We start from the raw sequence: 18,201 nt of genomic DNA, 5'->3' as shown, positions 1-18,201 counted from the left end.
CGCCACTAATCCACCCCGAAGGGCTTCATCGTTCGACTTGCATGTGTTAAGCACGCCGCCAGCGTTCGTCCTGAGCCAGGATCAAACTCTCCGTGAATGTTTTCCCGTTACCGGGATGAACACCACGAGAGCGGAACCAGGGAGAGGAATAATCCCCCCGGTTCACAGCGTCCTCGCTGTGCTGCCTGCACGGTCATGCCGTACAGGACTTTTTCAAAGGAACCTCAACTCACCGAAGTGAGTCGGGGTATCAACATATCTGGCGTTGACTTTTGGCACGCTGTTGAGTTCTCAAGGAACGGACGCTTCCTTTGTACTCACCCTTGCGGGCTTTCCTCCGGGCGCTTCCCTTCGGTGTTTCTTTTGTTCTTGCGTTTCCGACTCTATCAGACTCTTTCGTGTCCGATTTCCTCGGTGCCTTTCCGGTTCCCGCTCAGCCTTTCGGCTCTCGCGTTTCCCTTTCCGGCGGCTCCGACTCTATCAGATCCTTTCGGGCCTGATTCCCAGTCAGCGGGGGTTGTCCTCGCGGCTGTTGGGCCGTTCCGACGAGTGAGACTTTAGCGGAATCTCGGCTCCCGACCTAATCGGGGGCGTCCTCTCGAACGCCGATTCCTCATTTCGCAAATACGCAGGAAAACGAGCCGAAGGCGGATCCCTGGAAGGGAACGCGACGTCGATCGCTTGAATGGTTCTTGCGGAATGGCCGCCCGGGGACCGACCAGGAGTCGGAGCTCACGTCGGGCAACTCGGAGAACACTACGTATCCGCCCCGGGGAGTGTCAACCTCCTGCCACGGGGGCTCGATGGGGCTACGCTGACAGCCATGACAACGCATGCGTGCACCCAGCTGTGGTGGGCCGCCTGACGGCGGCCGTACACACGCATGTACCCAACGGCCGCCACCTCGGCGGCCGTTTTCGTTTCTCCTACCGGAGGACCCGGAGCCCGGCCCGCCCAGGTCGGCGGTCCTGCATCAGGAGGCGGAGAGATGACGAGGATCTTCAGCGGGGTCAAGCCGACGGGGCACCTGACCCTGGGGAACTACCTGGGCGCCGTACGGCAGTGGGCCGAGGTCGACCAGTACCGGGCGGAGTCGCTCTTCAGCGTCGTCGATCTGCACGCGCTGACGGTGGACCACGATCCCGGCCGCGTGCGGCGGCTCAGCAGGCAGGCCGCGACGCTGCTGCTCGCGTCGGGGATCGATCCGGAGCGGGCCGTGGTCTTCGTGCAGAGTCACGTGGACGAGCACGCCCGGCTCTCCTACCTCCTGGAGTGCGTCGCCACGGACGGCGAGATGCGGCGGATGATCCAGTACAAGGAGAAGTCCGTCCTCGAACGCGCCCGCGGCGGCAGCGTTCGGCTGTCGCTGCTCACCTATCCCGTGCTCATGGCGGCGGACATCCTCGCGTACGGGGCCGACGAGGTGCCGGTCGGTGACGACCAGACGCAGCACGTCGAGCTGACGCGGGACCTGGCGGAGCGGTTCAACCAGCGGTACGGGCAGACCTTCGTGGTGCCGCGCGCCACGCCGCCCAAGGTGGCGGCGCGGGTCATGGACCTCCAGGACCCGGCGTCGAAGATGGGCAAGTCCCATGAGTCCGGCGCCGGCATCGTCTATCTGCTGGACGAGCCCGAGGCCGTACGGAAGAAGGTCCTGCGGGCGGTCACGGACAGCGGCAGCGAGGTCCGGTACGACCGGGAGGCGCAGCCGGGGATCTCGAACCTGCTGGAGATCCTGGCCGCCTGCGAGGGCGGCGACCCCGAGGCGGTGAGCGGTGGCTACGCGTCGTACGGCGCGTTGAAGAAGGACACCGCCGACGCCGTGGTGGAGCTGCTCAGGCCCGTGCGGGAGCGGCACAAGGAGCTGGTCGCCGATCCCGCGTACGTGGAGGAGGTGTTGCGTCGGGGCGCCGAGCGGGCCAGGGAGATGGCCAGGCCCACGGTGGACGGCGCCTATCGGGCGATCGGGCTGCTGCCGCCGGCGCACGAGGCGCGGTAGGCGCGCGGGCCGGCGGCGAAGACCTCCGCGGTCAGTTGTTGCCCGAGGCCAGTTCCCGGCTGCGGTCCCTCGCCGCTTCCAGGGCGGCGATGAGGGCTGCTCGTACGCCGTGGTTCTCCAGTTCGCGGATGGCGTTGATGGTCGTGCCCGCGGGGGACGTGACGTTCTCGCGGAGCTTGACCGGGTGTTCGCCGCTGTCGCGGAGCATCACGGAGGCGCCGATCGCGGCCTGGACGATGAGGTCGTGGGCCTTGTCGCGGGGCAGGCCGAGGAGGATGCCCGCGTCGGTCATGGCCTCCACCAGGAAGTAGAAGTACGCGGGGCCCGAGCCGGACAGGGCCGTGCAGGCGTCCTGCTGGGTCTCGGGCACGCGGAGCGTCTTGCCGACGGCGCCGAAGATGGCCTCGGCGTGGGACAGGGCGTCGGCGGTGGCGTGGCTGCCGGCCGAGATGACGGACATGCCCTCGTCGACGAGCACCGGGGTGTTCGGCATGACGCGGACGACCGGGGTGTTCTCGGCGAGGCGCTCCTCGATGAACGCGGTGGTGATGCCGGCCGCGGCGCTGATGACGAGGCGGTCCGCGGTGACGTGCGGGGCGAGCTCGTCGAGCAGCTTCGCCATGTCCTGCGGCTTGCAGGCGAGGATGAGGGTGTCGGCCTGCTCGGCGGCGTCGGCGTTGCTGACGACGGTGACGCCGTAGCGGGTGCGGAGCTCGTCGGCGCGTTCCTGCCGCCGGGTGGTGACGAGGAGGTCGGCGGCGGCCCAGCCGCCGCGGATCATGCCGCTGAGCAGGGCTTCGCCGATCTTTCCGGTGCCGAGGACCGCGACCTTCTGGTTCCGGTGCCGGTTCTGCGGGCTCGGCTGGCTCGTCGTGCTCATGGGCGGGGCCTCCCGGGGTTGCGTCGTCCGGGGGTCATCCTCGCACCGGGGGCGTAGGGGAAGGGGAAGGTGTCCGGTGGGCGGACCCGGCCCGCCCGTTCAGCGCTTGCGCTTCTTGCGGGACGGGTTGCCCGTACGGCGCTGCGTGCGCTTCGCGTACCGCTCGCGCGCCTCCTCGTACTCCTCGCGGTGCAGGCCCTCGCCCGGGGCCTCGGTCAGGGAGCGGAAGAAGTAGGCGAGCAGGGCGCCGACGAAGCCGATCGTGAGCAGGCCGCGCATGGAGGCCTGGGACGCCGGGTCGTGGCGCTTGGTGAACCCCTCCCACGTGCGGCGGAAGGCGATGGCGCTGCAGATCGCGAACATCACGACGACGAGCAGGTTCACGAACGAGCCCACGGCGGTGATGGTCAGCCCCTCGTACGCGAAGCGCAGCACGAAGCAGCCCGCGGCCGCCGCGAGCAGGGACCCGGCGGCGAGGCCCGCGCGGCGCAGGCCGTAGCCGCCGTCGTGGGTGAGCCAGGTCGTCCCGAAGAAGCGGATCGGCTCCGGCTGCGGGCCGGGCGCGGCGCCGGCGCCGTCCGTGGCGGCGGTGGCGGGGCGTGACGTGCCGGGGCGGCCCGAGGGGCCGGGGCTGCCAGGGGTGCCAGGGGTTCCGGGTTCTTCGCTCACCGTTTGATTATCGCCCGGTCGGCGCGGGCGATGTCGCCGCCGGGCCCCGGGCACTCGCGGCCGGTGGCGCGAGGGTGGGACAGCCGGTGACACGGGGGTGGGGGCGCGCGGGTGCCGCGGGGGCGGTGGCGGTGCGCCGCGCCAGGGGATACGCGCCCTATTCGTCCCCCTCCTTGTCCTCCCGTACCCTCCGGCGACTAGTTTGGGCCAGGTAATCGAGCCAGTGAGACGCAGCGGGGAAGCACGGGGGAGGTCTGGACATGTCGCTCCGTGGAGGAGACCCGGAGGAGATCGGCGGGTATCCGCTGGAGGCGCGGCTCGGTTCGGGCGGCATGGGCACCGTCTTCCTGGGCCGTTCGGCCTCCGGGCGGCCCGTGGCGATCAAGCTGATCCACCAGCAGTTCGCGGACGACGACGAGTTCCGCATCCGCTTCCGGCAGGAGGTGGCCGCGGCCCGGCGGGTCAGCGGCGCCTTCACCGCGGCCGTGATCGACGCCGATCCCGAGGCGGCGCACCCGTGGATGGCCACCACGTTCATCGAGGGCCCCACGCTCGCCCAGCGCATCGCCGAGCAGGGCCCGATCGGCGGCGCCGAGCTGCGCAGGCTGGCCATCGGGCTCACCGAGGCCCTGCGCGACATCCACCGGGCCGGTGTCGTGCACCGGGACCTCAAGCCGTCCAACGTGGTCCTCTCGCCCGAGGGTCCCCGCGTCATCGACTTCGGCATCTCCCGTGCGGCGGACCAGCAGACGCTGACGATGACGGGGCGGGTGATCGGTACGCCGCCCTTCATGTCGCCGGAGCAGTTGCAGGCTCCGCGCGGCGTGGGTCCGCGCTCCGACGTGTTCTCGCTCGGCACGCTGCTCGTGTACGCGGCGACCGGGCAGGGGCCTTTCGACGCCGACAGTCCGTACATGACGGCGTATCAGGTGGTGCACGAGGCCCCGTCCCTCGGCGCGGTGCCGGACGCGCTGCGGCGGGTGGTCGAGCCGTGCCTCGCCAAGGACCCCGACGAGCGCCCCTCCGCGGACGACCTCCTCGTGCGGCTGCGGGACCTGCCCACCGACCTCGGGGGCGTCTCGGCGGTGGGTGCGGACGCGCGGTGCACCCGCGAGACGGACACCCAGCACCACCTGGTCACGGACGACACCCCCGTGCCCGCTCCCCTCGCCTCCCCCGCCGCCGACGAGGCCTCCGAACACGCCCCGCGCCGCCCGCGCCGCCGTCTGCGTTCCGTGCTCGCCGCGGTCGTCGCCGTCGCCGTGATCGGGGGCGGGGCCGCGCTGATGCGGACCGGGGACTCCGGCGCGGACGAGGGCGGGCGCACCGTGGCGGCGGCGAACAAGGCCCCGCTGCCCGAGGGGTTCCGGCCGTGGCGCGAGTCGGTGGCGGGCGGCCGTGCGGACATCCCGGACGAGCTGCGCTGCGTGGCCCGGGGTGACGCGCTCTTCTGCGGGGGCGGCGGGGTCGTCGCCACCCGGATCAGGGCCGCCGACGGTTCCCGGGTCTGGACGGAGAAGAGTCCGGGCGTCCCGGCGCAGGGCGTGCACCTGGTGGGCGTGAGCGGTGACACCGTGCTCGGCTACCGCATCGGCACCGAGGAGCAGCCGGACAGTTCCGCCACCGAGGTGGTCGCCCTGGACGCGGACAAGGGCCGGGAGCTCTGGTCGGCCCCGTCCGGCGCCCAGTCGACGAGCGTGACCGGGCGTACGCGGGACGCCGTCGTCCTCGGTTCCACGGTCGTGACGGTCGACGCGGCGAACTCCCGCTTCGAGGCGCGGCAGGCGCGCAGCGGCCGGGTGCTGTGGCGCACGCCGTTCCCGGCGGGCTCGAAGTGCGCCCCGGTCCCCGCGGGCAAGCGGCTGTACGCGATGTGCGCGCCGGCCTCCGAGGTGGCGTCGACCGAGGTCCGCCACCCCGTGCTGCGCGAGGCCGGTTTGGCTTCGGGGCGCCTGGGCGAGGCCGTCGCCGTCAAGGGGCCCGCCGTGCCGGCCGGTACCGCGGACGGCGGCCTCGTCCTGCTGCGCGAGCGCCGTGAGGGGCCCGCCCTGCTCGGCTACGACGGAGTGGCGCGGGTGGACCCGGCCTCGCGCGAGGTCTCGTACGCGCGGCTGCCCCGGACCTTCGACGGGACGGCCGGGATGGCGGGCGGCACCCTCTACCTCACCGCGCCCACCGGTCTGGTCACCGCGCTCGACCCGGTGACCGGCAAGAAGAAGTGGTCACGTCAGACGGCGGTCGAGGGGGCCTCGGGGCCGGCGCCGGACGGTGCGGGGACGCTGTACTTCAGCTCGGCCAGCGGCCGGGTCGCCGCGCTCGCCGCCCGTACGGGCAAGCCGCTGTTCACCACGGACCCCCGGGCGGACGGTCTGGCCGGGGAAGTGAACGCCGCGCCGCGGGTGACCGTCATGGGGCGCGTGGTCGTCGTGGCCGCCGCCAGGAACACGGTGTTCGCCTTCGACGCGACGAAGCCGCCGCGGACCGGCTGAGGGTCCTTCCACGGCGGCTTCCGCGCGGGAACCGCTCAGCAGTGGGGCGCCACGTACCCCGTGCTGCCCGTGCGCACGTACGTGTCCGAGACCCAGCGGCCGCTGCCGATCCGGTCCCAGAGCTTCGAGGTGCCGCCGGGCCCGGTGATGGTCTCGCCCGCCTTCTGGCACTGGATGGTGACGCGTGCGCCCGCGCTGAGCCGGCCCACCTTGGCGTACGACGTGCCGGGGCCCGAGCGGACGTTGACCGACGCGATGACCGCGTAGGTCCTGGCGGCGGTGGCCACGGCCTCGGCGGTCGCCCCGACGTCCTCGGGAACCTCTGGCGTGATGACGTTCTCGCTCACAGTGCTCTCCCCCGTAAACGGCGGCGCGGGCCGCCCCTGGTGTCTTCCTCACACCAAGGACGCACCCGCGCCCCGAAACGTTCCGGAGGTCGTCGGACCCGTCCGGAGCCCGTGTCAGCCGAGCTTCGACACGTCCCTGACCGCGCCCTTGTCCGCGCTCGTGGCCATCGCGGCGTACGCGCGCAGGGCGGCGGAGACCTTGCGCTCGCGGTCCTTGGGCGCGTACACGCCGTTCAGGGCCTCGCGGCGGGCGGCCAGTTCCTCGTCGGTGACGAGGAGTTCGATCGAGCGGGCCGGGATGTCGATGCGGATGCGGTCGCCGTCCTCGACCAGCGCGATCGTGCCGCCGGCCGCCGCCTCGGGGGAGGCGTGGCCGATCGAGAGGCCCGAGGTGCCGCCGGAGAAGCGGCCGTCGGTGACCAGGGCGCAGGTCTTGCCGAGGCCGCGGCCCTTCAGGAAGGACGTGGGGTAGAGCATCTCCTGCATGCCGGGGCCGCCCTTGGGGCCCTCGTAGCGGATGACCACCACGTCGCCGTCCTTGACGGCCTTGTTCAGGATCTTCTCGACGGCCTCCTCCTGCGAGTCGCAGACGACCGCGGGGCCCTCGAAGGTCCAGATCGACTCGTCGACGCCGGCGGTCTTCACGACGCAGCCGTCCACGGCGATGTTGCCCTTGAGGACGCCGAGTCCGCCGTCCTTGGAGTAGGCGTGCGCGACGTCGCGGATGCAGCCGCCCGCGGCGTCGGTGTCGAGGGTGTCCCAGCGCTCGGACTGCGAGAAGGCCTCGGCGGAGCGCTTGCAGCCGGGGGCCGCGTGCCACAGCTCAAGGGCCTCGTCGGAGGCGGAGCCCGAGCGGATGTCCCAGGTGTCCAGCCACTCCTTGATGGAGGGCGAGTGGACGGTGTGCACGTCCTCGTTGAGGAGGCCGCCGCGGTACAGCTCGCCGAGGAGCGCGGGGATGCCGCCCGCGCGGTGCACGTCCTCCATGTAGTACGTGGTGGTGGGCGCGGCGTTGGGGGCGACCTTGGCCAGGCACGGGACGCGGCGCGAGACGGCGTCGATGTCGGACAGGTCGTAGTCGACCTCGGCCTCGCGGGCGGCGGCGAGCAGGTGCAGGATCGTGTTGGTGGAGCCGCCCATGGCGATGTCGAGGGCCATGGCGTTCTCGAAGGCGGCGTGGGTGGCGATGCTGCGCGGCAGGACGGAGGCGTCGTCGCCGTCGTAGTACCGCTTGGTGATGTCCACGACCGTGGCGCCCGCGCGCTCGTACAGCTCCTTGCGGGCGGTGTGCGTGGCGAGGACCGAGCCGTTGCCCGGCAGGGACAGGCCGATGGCCTCGGTCAGGCAGTTCATCGAGTTGGCGGTGAACATGCCGGAACAGGAGCCGCAGGTCGGGCAGGCGTTCTCCTCGATGCGGAGGATGTCCTCGTCCGAGATGTTCTCGTTCACCGCGTCGCTGATCGCGTTGACCAGGTCGAGCTTGCGGACCGTGCCGTCGACGAGCGTGGCCTTGCCGGCCTCCATCGGGCCGCCGGAGACGAAGACCGTCGGGATGTTGAGGCGCAGGGCGGCCATCAGCATGCCGGGGGTGATCTTGTCGCAGTTGGAGATGCAGATCAGGGCGTCGGCGCAGTGGGCCTCCACCATGTACTCCACCGAGTCCGCGATCAGGTCGCGCGAGGGCAGGGAGTACAGCATGCCGCCGTGGCCCATGGCGATGCCGTCGTCGACGGCGATCGTGTTGAACTCGCGCGGGATGCCGCCCGCCGCGCTGATCGCCTCGGAGACGATGCGGCCGACCGGCTGCAGGTGGGTGTGGCCGGGCACGAACTCCGTGAAGGAGTTGGCCACGGCGATGATCGGCTTCCGCCCGATGTCGGCCCCGGGTACACCGGAGGCGCGCATAAGGGCGCGGGCGCCCGCCATGTTGCGGCCGTGGGTGACAGTGCGGGACCTGAGTTCGGGCATCGTCGCTCGCTCCTTCAGGAAATCGGCGGTCTACGGAGAGACGGGACTGCTGTCGAGCGTACGCCGCGCCTCCACGATCCGGACAAGCTGTCCGGATGCCGGGACGGCCGTCTCGGTGGGCGGAGGCGCCACGGGCGTCGCGTCCGGGGAGGGCCCCTGGCGGCGCGGGGCGGCGCCCCGGGTCAGGGGCGCTTCGCGCCGACCGCGGAGGCGAGGTGCAGCCGCGTGAAGGCGAGCGCCTCGGCGAGGTCGGCCTCGCGCTCGGCGCCCGACATCGCGCGGCGGGTGTTGACCTCGATGACGACGTGCCCGTCGAAGCCGGTGGTGGCCAGGCGTTCGAGCAGTTCGGCGCACGGCTGCGTGCCGCGGCCCGGCACCAGGTGCTCGTCCTTGGCCGAGCCCCTGCCGTCGGCGAGGTGGACGTGACCGAGCCGGTCGCCCATGCGGTCGACCATGTCCAGGGCGTCGGTGCGGGCGGTGGCGGTGTGCGAGAGGTCGACCGTGAAGTGGCGGTAGTCGTCCTTGGTGACGTCCCAGTCGGGGGCGTACGCCAGCATCTCGCGGTCCCGGTAGCGCCACGGGTACATGTTCTCGACGGCGAAGCGCACGTCGGTCTCGTCGGCCATCCGCCAGATTCCGTCGACGAAGTCGCGCGCGTACTGCCGCTGCCAGCGGAAGGGCGGGTGCACGACGACCGTGGAGGCGTCGAGCTTCTCCGCGGCGGCCTTCGCGCGCTGGAGCTTGACCCAGGGGTCGGTGGACCAGACGCGCTGGGTGATCAGCAGGCAGGGCGCGTGGACGGCGAGGATCGGGATCCGGTGGTAGTCGCTCAGCCGGCGCAGGGCCTCGATGTCCTGGCTGACGGGGTCGGTCCAGACCATGACCTCGACGCCGTCGTAGCCGAGGCGCGCGGCGATCTCGAAGGCCGTCGCCGTCGACTCCGGATAGACCGAGGCCGTCGACAGGGCGACCTTCGCATCCGGGACGCGCACCACTGGTTCTGCCACGCAAGACAGGGTACGGGCCGTGCCGGGGAGCCGGGGAGGTGGCCTCACGCCGCTCCGCGCGAGGGCCCCGTCCCGCGCCGCACGGCGCTCACCCCGCCCGCCCGTTCAGGACGGCGGGAGGTGGTCGAGCCTGCGCAGGATCACGCCCTCGCGCAGCGCCCAGGGGCAGATCTCCACGTTCTCGACCCCGAAGAGGTCCATGGCGCCCTCCGCGACGAGCGCTCCGGCGAGGAGCTGGTTGGCCCGCCCCTCGGAGACGCCGGGCAGCTCCGCGCGCTCCCGCGTGGTCATCGCGGCGAGCCGCGGAACCCAGTCCTCCAGGGACTTCCGCTTCAGCTCGCGCTGTATGTAGAGACCCTCGGCGGAGCGGGCGGCGCCCGCGAGCCTGGCGAGCTGCTTGAACGTCTTCGAGGTGGCCACGATGTGGTCGGGGGCCCCGAAGCGGGCGAACTCGCCCACCGTGCGGGCGATCGAGGCGCGTACGTGCCGGCGCAGCGCCTTCACGTCCGCCGGGTCCGGCGGGTCGGCGGGCAGCCAGCCCGCGGTGAGGCGCCCGGCGCCCAGGGGCAGGCTGACCGCGGCGTCCGGCTCCTCGTCGATGCCGTACGCGATCTCCAGGGAGCCGCCGCCGATGTCGAGGACCAGGAGCTTGCCCGCGGACCAGCCGAACCAGCGGCGGGCGGCCAGGAAGGTGAGCTTGGCCTCCTCCTCGCCGGACAGCACCGTGAGGTCGACGCCGGTCTCGTCCCTGACCCGGGCGAGGACCTCGTCGGCGTTGGTGGCCTCGCGCACCGCGGAGGTGGCGAACGGCAGCACCTCTTCCACGCCCTTGTCCTCGGCGGCCTCCACCGCCTCGCGCACGATGGCCGTCAGACGGTCCACCCCCTCGGGCCCGATCGCCCCGGAGGGATCGAGGAGTTGGGCCAGGCGCAGATCGGCCTTGTGCGAGTGCGCGGGCAGCGGGCGCGCGCCGGGGTGGGCGTCGACCACGAGCAGATGCACCGTGTTCGACCCCACGTCGAGGACACCGAGTCTCATGTACGGAACGCTACGCCGAGTGGGCCGCCCGCCTGGCTCCGGGCGGCCCACCGCACGCATACCCTGGAGACGTGCCAAAGACGAAAAAGACGAAGGCCGACAAATCGAAGCCGGCGAAGTCGTCGCCCGAGGCCCATGAGGCGTTGAAGAAGGGGAAGCGGGAGAAGGTGGTGGGAAGGCCGGAGAAGACCGAGAAGGTGGGAAAGTCCGGGAAGCCGGCGAGGACCGGGAAGGCGGAACCCGACGAGAAGGGCCTGGACTTCGCCCGCTCCTGGGTGGAGTTCCCTGATCCCGCGGACGACGAGCAGGTCTTCCGCTGCGATCTGACATGGCTGACCTCTCGCTGGAACTGCATCTTCGGCAGCGGCTGCCAGGGCATCAAGGAAGGCCGTGCCGACGACGGCTGCTGCACGCTGGGTGCCCATTTCTCGGACGATGACGACGAGAAGCGCGTCGCCGGTCACGTCGAGCGGCTCACCCCCGACATCTGGCAGCACCACGACATCGGCAGGGAGACCGGCTGGGTCTCCACGGACGAGGACGGCGACCGCCAGACCCGCCCGTACAACGGCTCCTGCATCTTCCAGAACCGCCCCGGCTTCGCGGGCGGCGCCGGCTGCTCGCTGCACATCCTGGCGCTGCGCGAGGGCCGCGAGCCCCTGGAGACCAAACCGGACGTCTGCTGGCAGCTGCCGGTGCGCAGGACGTACGAGTGGATCGACCGGCCCGACGACACCCGCGTCCTCCAGGTGTCGATCGGGGAGTACGACCGGCGCGGCTGGGGCCCCGGCGGCCACGACCTGCACTGGTGGTGCACCTCGGCGACGTCGGCGCACGGCGCGGGCGACCCGGTGTACGTCACCTACCGGCCCGAGCTGATCGAGCTGATGGGCAAGGAGGGCTACGACCGGCTCGTGGAGCTCTGCGAGGAGCGCCTCGCCTCCCGGCTGCCGCTCCTCGCCCCGCACCCCGCCGACCCCGCGTAACACCCGCCCCCCGGCGCCTGGCCGGTCAGCCCGGGCTCGTCCCGCCGTCCGTGGGCGTCGAAGGGCCGGGGTACGACGGTGTGGACGACGGTTCCGTGGGCGTCGGCGTGGGGGCGGGGTCCGACGGGCCGGGGCCGGTGGGCCTCGGGGTCGGGTCGGGGTCCGGGGCCGAGGGCCCGGGGTCGGTCGGGCGCGGGCCGGTGGGGTCCGGTCCCGGGCCCGGGGTCTGCGGCGGACGCCCCCGGCCGTGCCCGTCGATCGAGACGACCGCGCCGGAGGGGGCGACGGAGACCTGTGCGCGCCAGGGGCCCGACGGCTCGCGGCGATGGTCCACGTACACCCGCAGAGTGATCGATTCGCCTGGGGACAGCGTGCCCGACGAGCGGTTCAGATAGAGCCACGAGGCGTTCACGCCCGCCGACCAGTCGACCGGGGCGCTCCCCGACGCCGTCAGCGTGATCAGGGTGACGTCGCCGCTCGTCCCGGCCGCCACGGTGAGACGCCCCGGGCCCGTCGACGCGCCGCCGTCGCTGATGACCTCCACGGAGACGTCGGGCGACCTGCCGCCCGCGGTGAAGCGCGGCCCCGGGCCGTTGCGGGCGTTGCCCGCGTTCTCATAGCCGTCGCCCGCGTGGTCGCTGCCGAGGCCTCCGGCGCCGTCGTCCTCGCTCGCGGTGACCGAACCCCCGTCGTGGCCCTCGCCGGTGAGCGGGCCGCGGTAGGCCGCCCAGAGCGCCAGCACGGGGGCGGCCACCACCGTGGCGACGACGGTCGTGGTGACGGCACGCGCGCGGAGCCGGTCCCTGCGGGCCGCGTGGTCCTTGGGGTCCATCGGGAAACCGCGCCGGTCATAGCGGGGGTGGGCGCTGCGGGGGCCGTGCGCCATCGCGTGGCGCAGGGCGGCTCTCGGGGCCTTGGCCAGCGGGAGCGTGGCGGGGCTCACCGTCGTGCCCGGCCAGGTGCCCGCTCCGGCGCGCTCGGCGGTGCGGCGGCAGCGGGGGCAGTCGTCGACGTGCCGGACCAGTTCGCGGCGCAGGGCCGTGCCGAGCAGGAGCTGGTTGTCGCCGGTGAGGCGGGCCACGATGGGGCAGCTGCCGGTCTCCACCACGGCGAGGGCGGCGCGGGTGCGCTCCACCTCGCAGGCGGCGGAGGCCAGCAGCTCGCGGGCCTTCGCGGGGTCCATGCCGAGCACGGCGGCGACCTCGGCGGGGGTGAGCTGGTGGCGCACGGCCAGCTCCAGGGCCTCGCGCTGCTCGGGGGTGGTGCCGGCGGCCTCCGGCCACGCGAGCCTGGCCAGTTCGCCGCGGCGCTCGCGCTCGGTCTCCTCGGACGTGGCGGGGTCGGCCGCCTCGGCGGGCTTTGCGGGGTCCGCCGACTTCGCGGGTTTCGCGGTCTTCGCCGTCTTCGCGGAGGGGTCGGCCGACTCGGGGGTGGGGCCCGCGGGCCGCGGCGCGTCCTTCGGGGCGCGGGCGCCGCCCGAGGCGTGGGCGGCGTGGCGGCTGCGCCGGGCCTCGGCGAGCCTGCGCAGGCAGACCCAGCGCGCCAGCGCGTAGAGCCAGGCCTTCAGCTCGCCGTCGGACGCCGGTCCGCGCGAACCCCTGCGCTCGGCGATGTGGAGGACGTCGCTCAGGGCCGCGGTCGCCGCGTCGTGGTCGCACAGGACGGACAGGCAGTAGGTGAACAGGCCGTCCAGGCAGGGTTCATAGCGCCCGTGCGGGGTGGTCCGGGGCGCCTGGCGGGGCGCCCCCCGCTTGCGCGCGTCGCGGTGCGCCCGATGCGCGCCGGTTGTCTTCACTGGGGATTCCGGCCTGCTGCTCGTCACCGTGCGAAGGTAGGCGGATGATGCAGGCCCCTTCCGCCCTCTTGAGCGTATTCAACCCTTACGGGTGAACCAATCCCTCGAAAGGGGACAGGAACCCCTCATTCCGCGGACGGGGCACCGGCCGTGGAGGGGCGACGGTCCTCGGAAGCGGCGTTGTCAGTGGGCTCCGCTACGGTTCCGACCATGGCTGCCCGTACGAAATCCACCAAGGACCGTCCGTCCTACCGCTGCACCGAGTGCGGCTGGCAGACGGCCAAGTGGCTCGGCCGCTGCCCCGAATGCCAGGCCTGGGGCACGGTCGAGGAGTACGGCGCGCCCGCCGTCCGCACCACCGCCCCCGGCCGCGTCACCTCGTCCGCCGTCCCGATCGGCGAGGTGGACGGCCGCCAGGCCACCGCGCGCTCGACCGGCGTGCCCGAGCTGGACCGCGTGCTCGGCGGCGGCCTGGTCCCCGGCGCCGTGGTGCTGCTCGCGGGCGAGCCGGGCGTCGGCAAGTCCACGCTGCTCCTCGACGTCGCGGCGAAGGCGGCGAGCGACGCCCACCGCACGCTCTATGTGACGGGCGAGGAGTCGGCGAGCCAGGTGCGGCTGCGGGCCGACCGCATCGGCGCCATCGACGACCACCTCTTCCTGGCGGCGGAGACGGATCTCGCCGCCGTCCTCGGCCACTTGGACGCCGTCAAGCCCTCGCTGCTCGTCCTCGACTCGGTGCAGACCGTCGCCTCCCCCGAGATCGACGGGGCGCCGGGCGGCATGGCGCAGGTCCGCGAGGTCGCGGGCGCCCTGATCCGCGCCTCCAAGGAGCGCGGCATGTCCACCCTCCTGGTCGGCCACGTCACCAAGGACGGCGCGATCGCGGGGCCCCGCCTCCTGGAGCACCTCGTCGACGTGGTCCTGCAGTTCGAGGGCGACCGGCACGCACGCCTCCGCCTGGTCCGCGGCGTCAAGAACCGGTACGGCACGACGGACGAGGTCGGCTGCTTCGAGCTGCACGACGAGGGCATCACCGGCCTCGCCGACCCCAGCGGGCTCTTCCTCACCCGCCGCGCCGAGCCCGTCCCGGGCACCTGCCTCACCGTCACCCTGGAGGGCCGCCGCCCCCTGGTCGCCGAGGTCCAGGCGCTCACCGTCGACTCGCAGATCCCGAGCCCCCGGCGCACCACCTCCGGCCTGGAGACCTCCCGTGTCTCGATGATGCTGGCCGTCCTGGAGCAGCGCGGCCGGATCACCGCCCTCGGCAAGCGCGACATCTACAGCGCGACGGTCGGCGGCGTGAAGCTCTCCGAGCCCGCCGCCGACCTCGCCGTGGCCCTGGCCCTGGCCAGCGCCGCGAGTGACACCCCGCTGCCGAAGAACCTCGTCGCGATCGGCGAGGTGGGCCTGGCGGGCGAGGTCAGACGGGTAACGGGGGTGCAGCGCAGACTGTCGGAGGCGCACCGCCTGGGCTTCACGCACGCGCTCGTGCCCGCCGATCCGGGGCGGGTCCCGCCCGGTATGAAGGTCATCGAAGTCGCCGACATGGGGGACGCGCTGCGGGTCCTGCCGAGGTCGCGTCGCCGAGAGGCCCCACGGGAGGAGGAAGAGCGCCGGTAGACTTTGCCCTGGTCTCGCCCACCCGTACGAAGTCAGGTGTACGGAAGAGGCTTGGACAACCTGCGACCGAGGGAGTGCAGTGGCAGCCAACGACCGGGCAACGAGTCCCGGCAAGCCCGGCGGAAGCTCCGCTGCCGATGGGCTGATGCGCGCCTCCCTGAGCGCCGTCGCCCCCGGCACGGCCCTGCGTGACGGCCTCGAACGCATCCTGCGCGGCAACACCGGCGGTCTGATCGTCCTGGGCTGGGACAAGACCGTGGAGTCGATGTGCACCGGCGGATTCATCCTGGACGTCGAGTTCACCGCGACGCGCCTGCGTGAGCTGTGCAAGCTCGACGGCGGCATCGTCCTCGACAAGGACATCACCAAGATCCTGCGGGCCGGCGTGCAGCTCGTGCCCGACCCGACCATCCCCACCGAGGAGACGGGCACCCGGCACCGCACGGCGGACCGCGTCTCCAAGCAGGTCGGCTTCCCCGTCGTCTCGGTCTCGCAGTCCATGCGCCTGATCGCGCTGTACGTGGACGGCCAGCGCCGCGTCCTCGAGGACTCCGCGGCGATCCTCTCCCGCGCCAACCAGGCCCTGGCGACCCTGGAGCGGTACAAGCTCCGGCTCGACGAGGTCGCGGGCACGCTCTCCGCCCTGGAGATCGAGGACCTGGTGACCGTGCGGGACGTCACGGCGGTCGCGCAGCGCCTGGAGATGGTGCGCCGCATCGCCACCGAGATCGCCGAGTACGTGGTCGAGCTGGGCACGGACGGCCGCCTCCTCGCCCTCCAGCTCGACGAGTTGATCGCGGGCGTGGAGCCCGAGCGCGAGCTGGTCGTCAGGGACTATGTGCCCGAGCCCACCGCCAAACGCTCCCGCACGGTGGACGAGGCCCTCTCGGAGCTGGACTCGCTGTCCCACGCGGAGCTGCTCGAACTCTCCACCGTGGCCCGCGCCCTGGGGTACACGGGCTCCCCCGAGACCCTGGACTCCGCGGTCTCCCCGCGCGGCTTCCGCCTGCTTGCCAAGGTCCCGCGGCTCCCCGGAGCCATCATCGACCGCCTGGTCGAGCACTTCGGCGGCCTGCAGAAGCTGCTCGCCGCCAGCGTGGACGACCTCCAGACCGTGGACGGCGTCGGCGAGGCCCGCGCCCGCAGCGTCCGCGAGGGCCTCTCGCGCCTGGCGGAGTCCTCCATCCTGGAGCGGTACGTCTAGCCCCGTCAGGGCGGCGCGTCCGGCCTCCGGGACGGCGCGCCCGGCCTTCCGGGCGGGTGAGCGGGCGGGCCCGCGCGCCCGCCGCCGCCACCGCTGCCGTCAGTCCTTCTCCAGGACGAACGACGCCTGTGCCGTGCCCAGTCCGGGGGCCTTGGCCTCGACCAGGTAGGTGCCGGGCGCGGCCTTCTTCGCCGGGGACGTGGCGCACTTCTCGGTGCTGGCCCTGCGGTCCCACTCCACGGTGTGCGTGACGCGGCCGTCGGCCGGCACCCGGAGCAGCAGGCTGCCGCTGCCCGCGGGGCAGTCGTCCGAGGACCAGAACGTGTCGTCACCCTCGGCCTGAGCGATCGTCAGGACCGTGCCCTTGCCGCCGAGATCGACCTTGCAGGCCTTGCCGCCGTCGTTCTCCGCGATCAGCTCGAACGTGGGCTTCTCGTCGATCTCGTACGTGTTGCGGACGCTGCGGACCTTCAACTTGACGTCGCCCTTGACGCAGTTGGGCAGCCGCGTGCCCGCGGGGAGCCGGTCGCCCGAGCCGCCGCCGCCCTTGGCGTCGTCCCCCGAGCCGATGCCGGAGCCCGCCGATCCGCCCGCGTCCGACCCTCCGGAGCCGCCGGAACCGCCCGACCCGCCCGAACCGGAACCGGAGCCGCCGCCCGGGCCGTCGCCCGACTCGTCGCGCCCGCCCGGGTGTTGGCTGATCGCCGGCCCGGACTGCGAGGGGCCCGGAGTGATGGACGTGGCGGGTCCGTTCTCGCCGGGCCCGTTGGCGCCGTTCTTCCCGCCGCCGCCACCCATGGTGACGATCCAGACGACAAGTAGCACCAATAGGCCGATTACGGACAGCAGAACGGCCCTCCGACGCCAGTAGATGGTGGAGGGAAGCGGCCCGACCGGATTGCGCAGAGATCCCACGCCCAAACCTTACGAGAGAACCGGCCCTTCTCCCGCCCCACCCGCCGTCCGGAGCGACAAAGTTTGTTGGATCATCATTCTGGTTCCGGTATGGAGTGCCGTTTCCGGCGACGAGGTGCCGTTTTCGGGACGCGGTGCCGGTTCCGGGACGTGGTACCTGTCGCAATCCGTCCGAACCCCCCTGGACCCTGTCGACCGTCGGGGGTGGGCACGGGTCGATCGCCGGATGCGGGCGGTCGGAGCCCCTCCGTAGCGTCCATCATCATGGAGACCATGGACGACGACCTCTACCGCGACACACTCGACTTCGCCCACGACACGCCGTCGTGGTTCCAGCACCTGGCGGAGGTGTGGACGGAGCTCGGGCTGCTGCTCTTCGGCGTGCTCTTCATCGTCGCGTGGTGGCGGGCCCGGCGGGGTGACCCCCGCGCTCTGGCGATAGCCGTGCTCGCCCCCCTCGCGACCGCGGTGGCGTACGTGTGCAGTGAGGCGCTCAAGTCCGTGATCGACGAGGAGCGGCCCTGCCGGGCGGTGTCCGGCGCGATGAAGCCGCTGGTCGAGTGCCCCGCCTACGGCGACTGGTCGTTCCCCAGCAACCACTCGACGATCGCGGGCGCCGCCGCCATCGGCCTCGTGCTCGCCTGGCCGCGCATCGCGGCCCTGACGGTCCCGATGGCGGTGCTCATGGCCGCCTCGCGGGTGTTCGTCGGCGTCCACTACCCGCATGACGTGGCGGTCGGCCTCGTCTTCGGCGCGGTGGTCACGTACGCGGTCGTACGGCTCACCACGCGTCCGGTGGCGCGGGTCGCGCAGTCGATGCGGGGGTCGTCCACGTCGGTCGTGCAGTGGTTCGCGGGCCCCGGCCCGGCGCTCGCCCCGTCCCCCGCCGCCGACCCGGCGGCGTACGACAACCCGACGATGACGTTCCGCCGCCACGAGGCGCGGGGCCAGGAGCCGTACGGCCACGGCCGGCCCGGTCAGCAGAGCCGGCCCGACCGGAGCGCGTACGGCCGGGCCCCGCAGCAGCGGGGCCGGCACGGCCAGGACCCGCGGGCACAGGACTCGTACGGCCAGGACCCGCAGGCGCACGGTCCGTACGGACAGGACCCGCGCAACCAAGACCCGCGCAACCAAGACCCGCGCAGCCAGGACCCGTACGGACAGGACCCGTACGGACAGGATCCGCAGGCACACGGTTCGCACGGCCAGGACCCCTACGGCCGCGGCTCCTACGGCTACGGCTCCCACGGTGACGGTCCGCACGGTCACGAGCCGCAGGCCCCC

General features: G+C 72.7%; 13 protein-coding genes, 1 rRNA gene and 1 pseudogene (1 of these 15 cut by a window edge). 6 read left to right on the top strand and 9 right to left on the bottom strand.

Going from position 1 to position 18,201, the window contains the following annotated elements:
* Positions 1 to 97: ribosomal RNA gene (locus tag DCW30_RS12580) — 16S ribosomal RNA — on the bottom strand; it reaches 1,431 nt to the left of the window's first position.
* Between the two features lie 891 nt (positions 98 to 988).
* On the opposite strand from DCW30_RS12580, the gene trpS reads away from it, so the two are divergent.
* Complete coding sequence (gene trpS, locus DCW30_RS12570) at positions 989 to 1,999, top strand: tryptophan--tRNA ligase (protein WP_076685084.1); 1,011 nt, start codon at positions 989 to 991, stop codon at positions 1,997 to 1,999.
* A gap of 31 nt (positions 2,000 to 2,030) precedes the next feature.
* Here trpS and proC read toward each other — a convergent pair whose 3' ends face one another.
* Together proC and DCW30_RS12560 are read right to left on the bottom strand one after the other, a co-directional pair.
* Positions 2,031 to 2,879: a pyrroline-5-carboxylate reductase gene (gene proC, locus DCW30_RS12565; protein WP_076685085.1), complete on the bottom strand. Its 849-nt coding sequence runs from the start codon at positions 2,877 to 2,879 to the stop codon at positions 2,031 to 2,033.
* 99 nt (positions 2,880 to 2,978) lie between these two features.
* Complete coding sequence (locus DCW30_RS12560) at positions 2,979 to 3,548, bottom strand: hypothetical protein (protein ID WP_076685086.1); 570 nt, start codon at positions 3,546 to 3,548, stop codon at positions 2,979 to 2,981.
* 260 nt (positions 3,549 to 3,808) lie between these two features.
* Between DCW30_RS12560 and DCW30_RS12555 the strand changes: the two genes are divergently transcribed.
* The gene (locus tag DCW30_RS12555; protein ID WP_076685087.1) at positions 3,809 to 6,037 is read left to right on the top strand and encodes a protein kinase domain-containing protein; all 2,229 of its coding nucleotides are present in this window, start codon (positions 3,809 to 3,811) and stop codon (positions 6,035 to 6,037) included.
* Between the two features lie 35 nt (positions 6,038 to 6,072).
* Here the strand turns inward: DCW30_RS12555 and DCW30_RS12550 are convergent, their stop codons facing one another.
* From DCW30_RS12550 to DCW30_RS12535, 4 genes are all read right to left on the bottom strand, one after another.
* On the bottom strand, positions 6,073 to 6,384 hold the full coding sequence (locus DCW30_RS12550; protein WP_076685088.1) for an SH3 domain-containing protein: 312 nt from the start codon (positions 6,382 to 6,384) through the stop codon (positions 6,073 to 6,075).
* Between the two features lie 114 nt (positions 6,385 to 6,498).
* The gene (ilvD, locus tag DCW30_RS12545) at positions 6,499 to 8,352 is read right to left on the bottom strand and encodes a dihydroxy-acid dehydratase (RefSeq protein WP_062771677.1); all 1,854 of its coding nucleotides are present in this window, start codon (positions 8,350 to 8,352) and stop codon (positions 6,499 to 6,501) included.
* Positions 8,353 to 8,534: 182 nt separating this feature from the next.
* Complete coding sequence (locus DCW30_RS12540; RefSeq protein ID WP_062771674.1) at positions 8,535 to 9,359, bottom strand: sugar phosphate isomerase/epimerase family protein; 825 nt, start codon at positions 9,357 to 9,359, stop codon at positions 8,535 to 8,537.
* Positions 9,360 to 9,464: 105 nt separating this feature from the next.
* The gene (locus DCW30_RS12535) at positions 9,465 to 10,397 is read right to left on the bottom strand and encodes a Ppx/GppA family phosphatase (protein WP_062771671.1); all 933 of its coding nucleotides are present in this window, start codon (positions 10,395 to 10,397) and stop codon (positions 9,465 to 9,467) included.
* Between the two features lie 71 nt (positions 10,398 to 10,468).
* On the opposite strand from DCW30_RS12535, the gene DCW30_RS12530 reads away from it, so the two are divergent.
* Positions 10,469 to 11,383, top strand: coding sequence for a DUF3109 family protein (locus DCW30_RS12530; protein ID WP_076685090.1), 915 nt, complete (start codon positions 10,469 to 10,471; stop codon positions 11,381 to 11,383).
* A 25-nt stretch (positions 11,384 to 11,408) separates the two neighbouring features.
* Here the strand turns inward: DCW30_RS12530 and DCW30_RS12525 are convergent, their stop codons facing one another.
* Complete coding sequence (locus DCW30_RS12525; protein WP_076685091.1) at positions 11,409 to 13,205, bottom strand: BACON domain-containing protein; 1,797 nt, start codon at positions 13,203 to 13,205, stop codon at positions 11,409 to 11,411.
* Between the two features lie 183 nt (positions 13,206 to 13,388).
* On the opposite strand from DCW30_RS12525, the gene radA reads away from it, so the two are divergent.
* On the top strand, positions 13,389 to 14,798 hold the full coding sequence (radA, locus tag DCW30_RS12520; RefSeq protein WP_076685092.1) for a DNA repair protein RadA: 1,410 nt from the start codon (positions 13,389 to 13,391) through the stop codon (positions 14,796 to 14,798).
* Between the two features lie 79 nt (positions 14,799 to 14,877).
* Positions 14,878 to 16,002, top strand: coding sequence for a DNA integrity scanning diadenylate cyclase DisA (disA, locus tag DCW30_RS12515; protein ID WP_062771658.1), 1,125 nt, complete (start codon positions 14,878 to 14,880; stop codon positions 16,000 to 16,002).
* Positions 16,003 to 16,101: 99 nt separating this feature from the next.
* Here disA and DCW30_RS12510 read toward each other — a convergent pair whose 3' ends face one another.
* Positions 16,102 to 16,917 carry a hypothetical protein gene (locus tag DCW30_RS12510; protein WP_076685093.1) on the bottom strand — a complete coding sequence of 272 codons (816 nt, stop codon included), beginning with the start codon at positions 16,915 to 16,917 and terminating at the stop codon, positions 16,102 to 16,104.
* Between the two features lie 264 nt (positions 16,918 to 17,181).
* Between DCW30_RS12510 and DCW30_RS37435 the strand changes: the two are divergent.
* Positions 17,182 to 17,793 (top strand): annotated as a pseudogene (locus tag DCW30_RS37435) (phosphatase PAP2 family protein); the annotation flags it as partial.
* Positions 17,794 to 18,201: the final 408 nt, after the last annotated feature.

The sequence above is a fragment of the Streptomyces alfalfae genome, from assembly GCF_004127445.1.
GTDB lineage: Bacteria > Actinomycetota > Actinomycetes > Streptomycetales > Streptomycetaceae > Streptomyces > Streptomyces alfalfae.
This window is presented reverse-complemented; position numbering and strand designations above follow the sequence as displayed.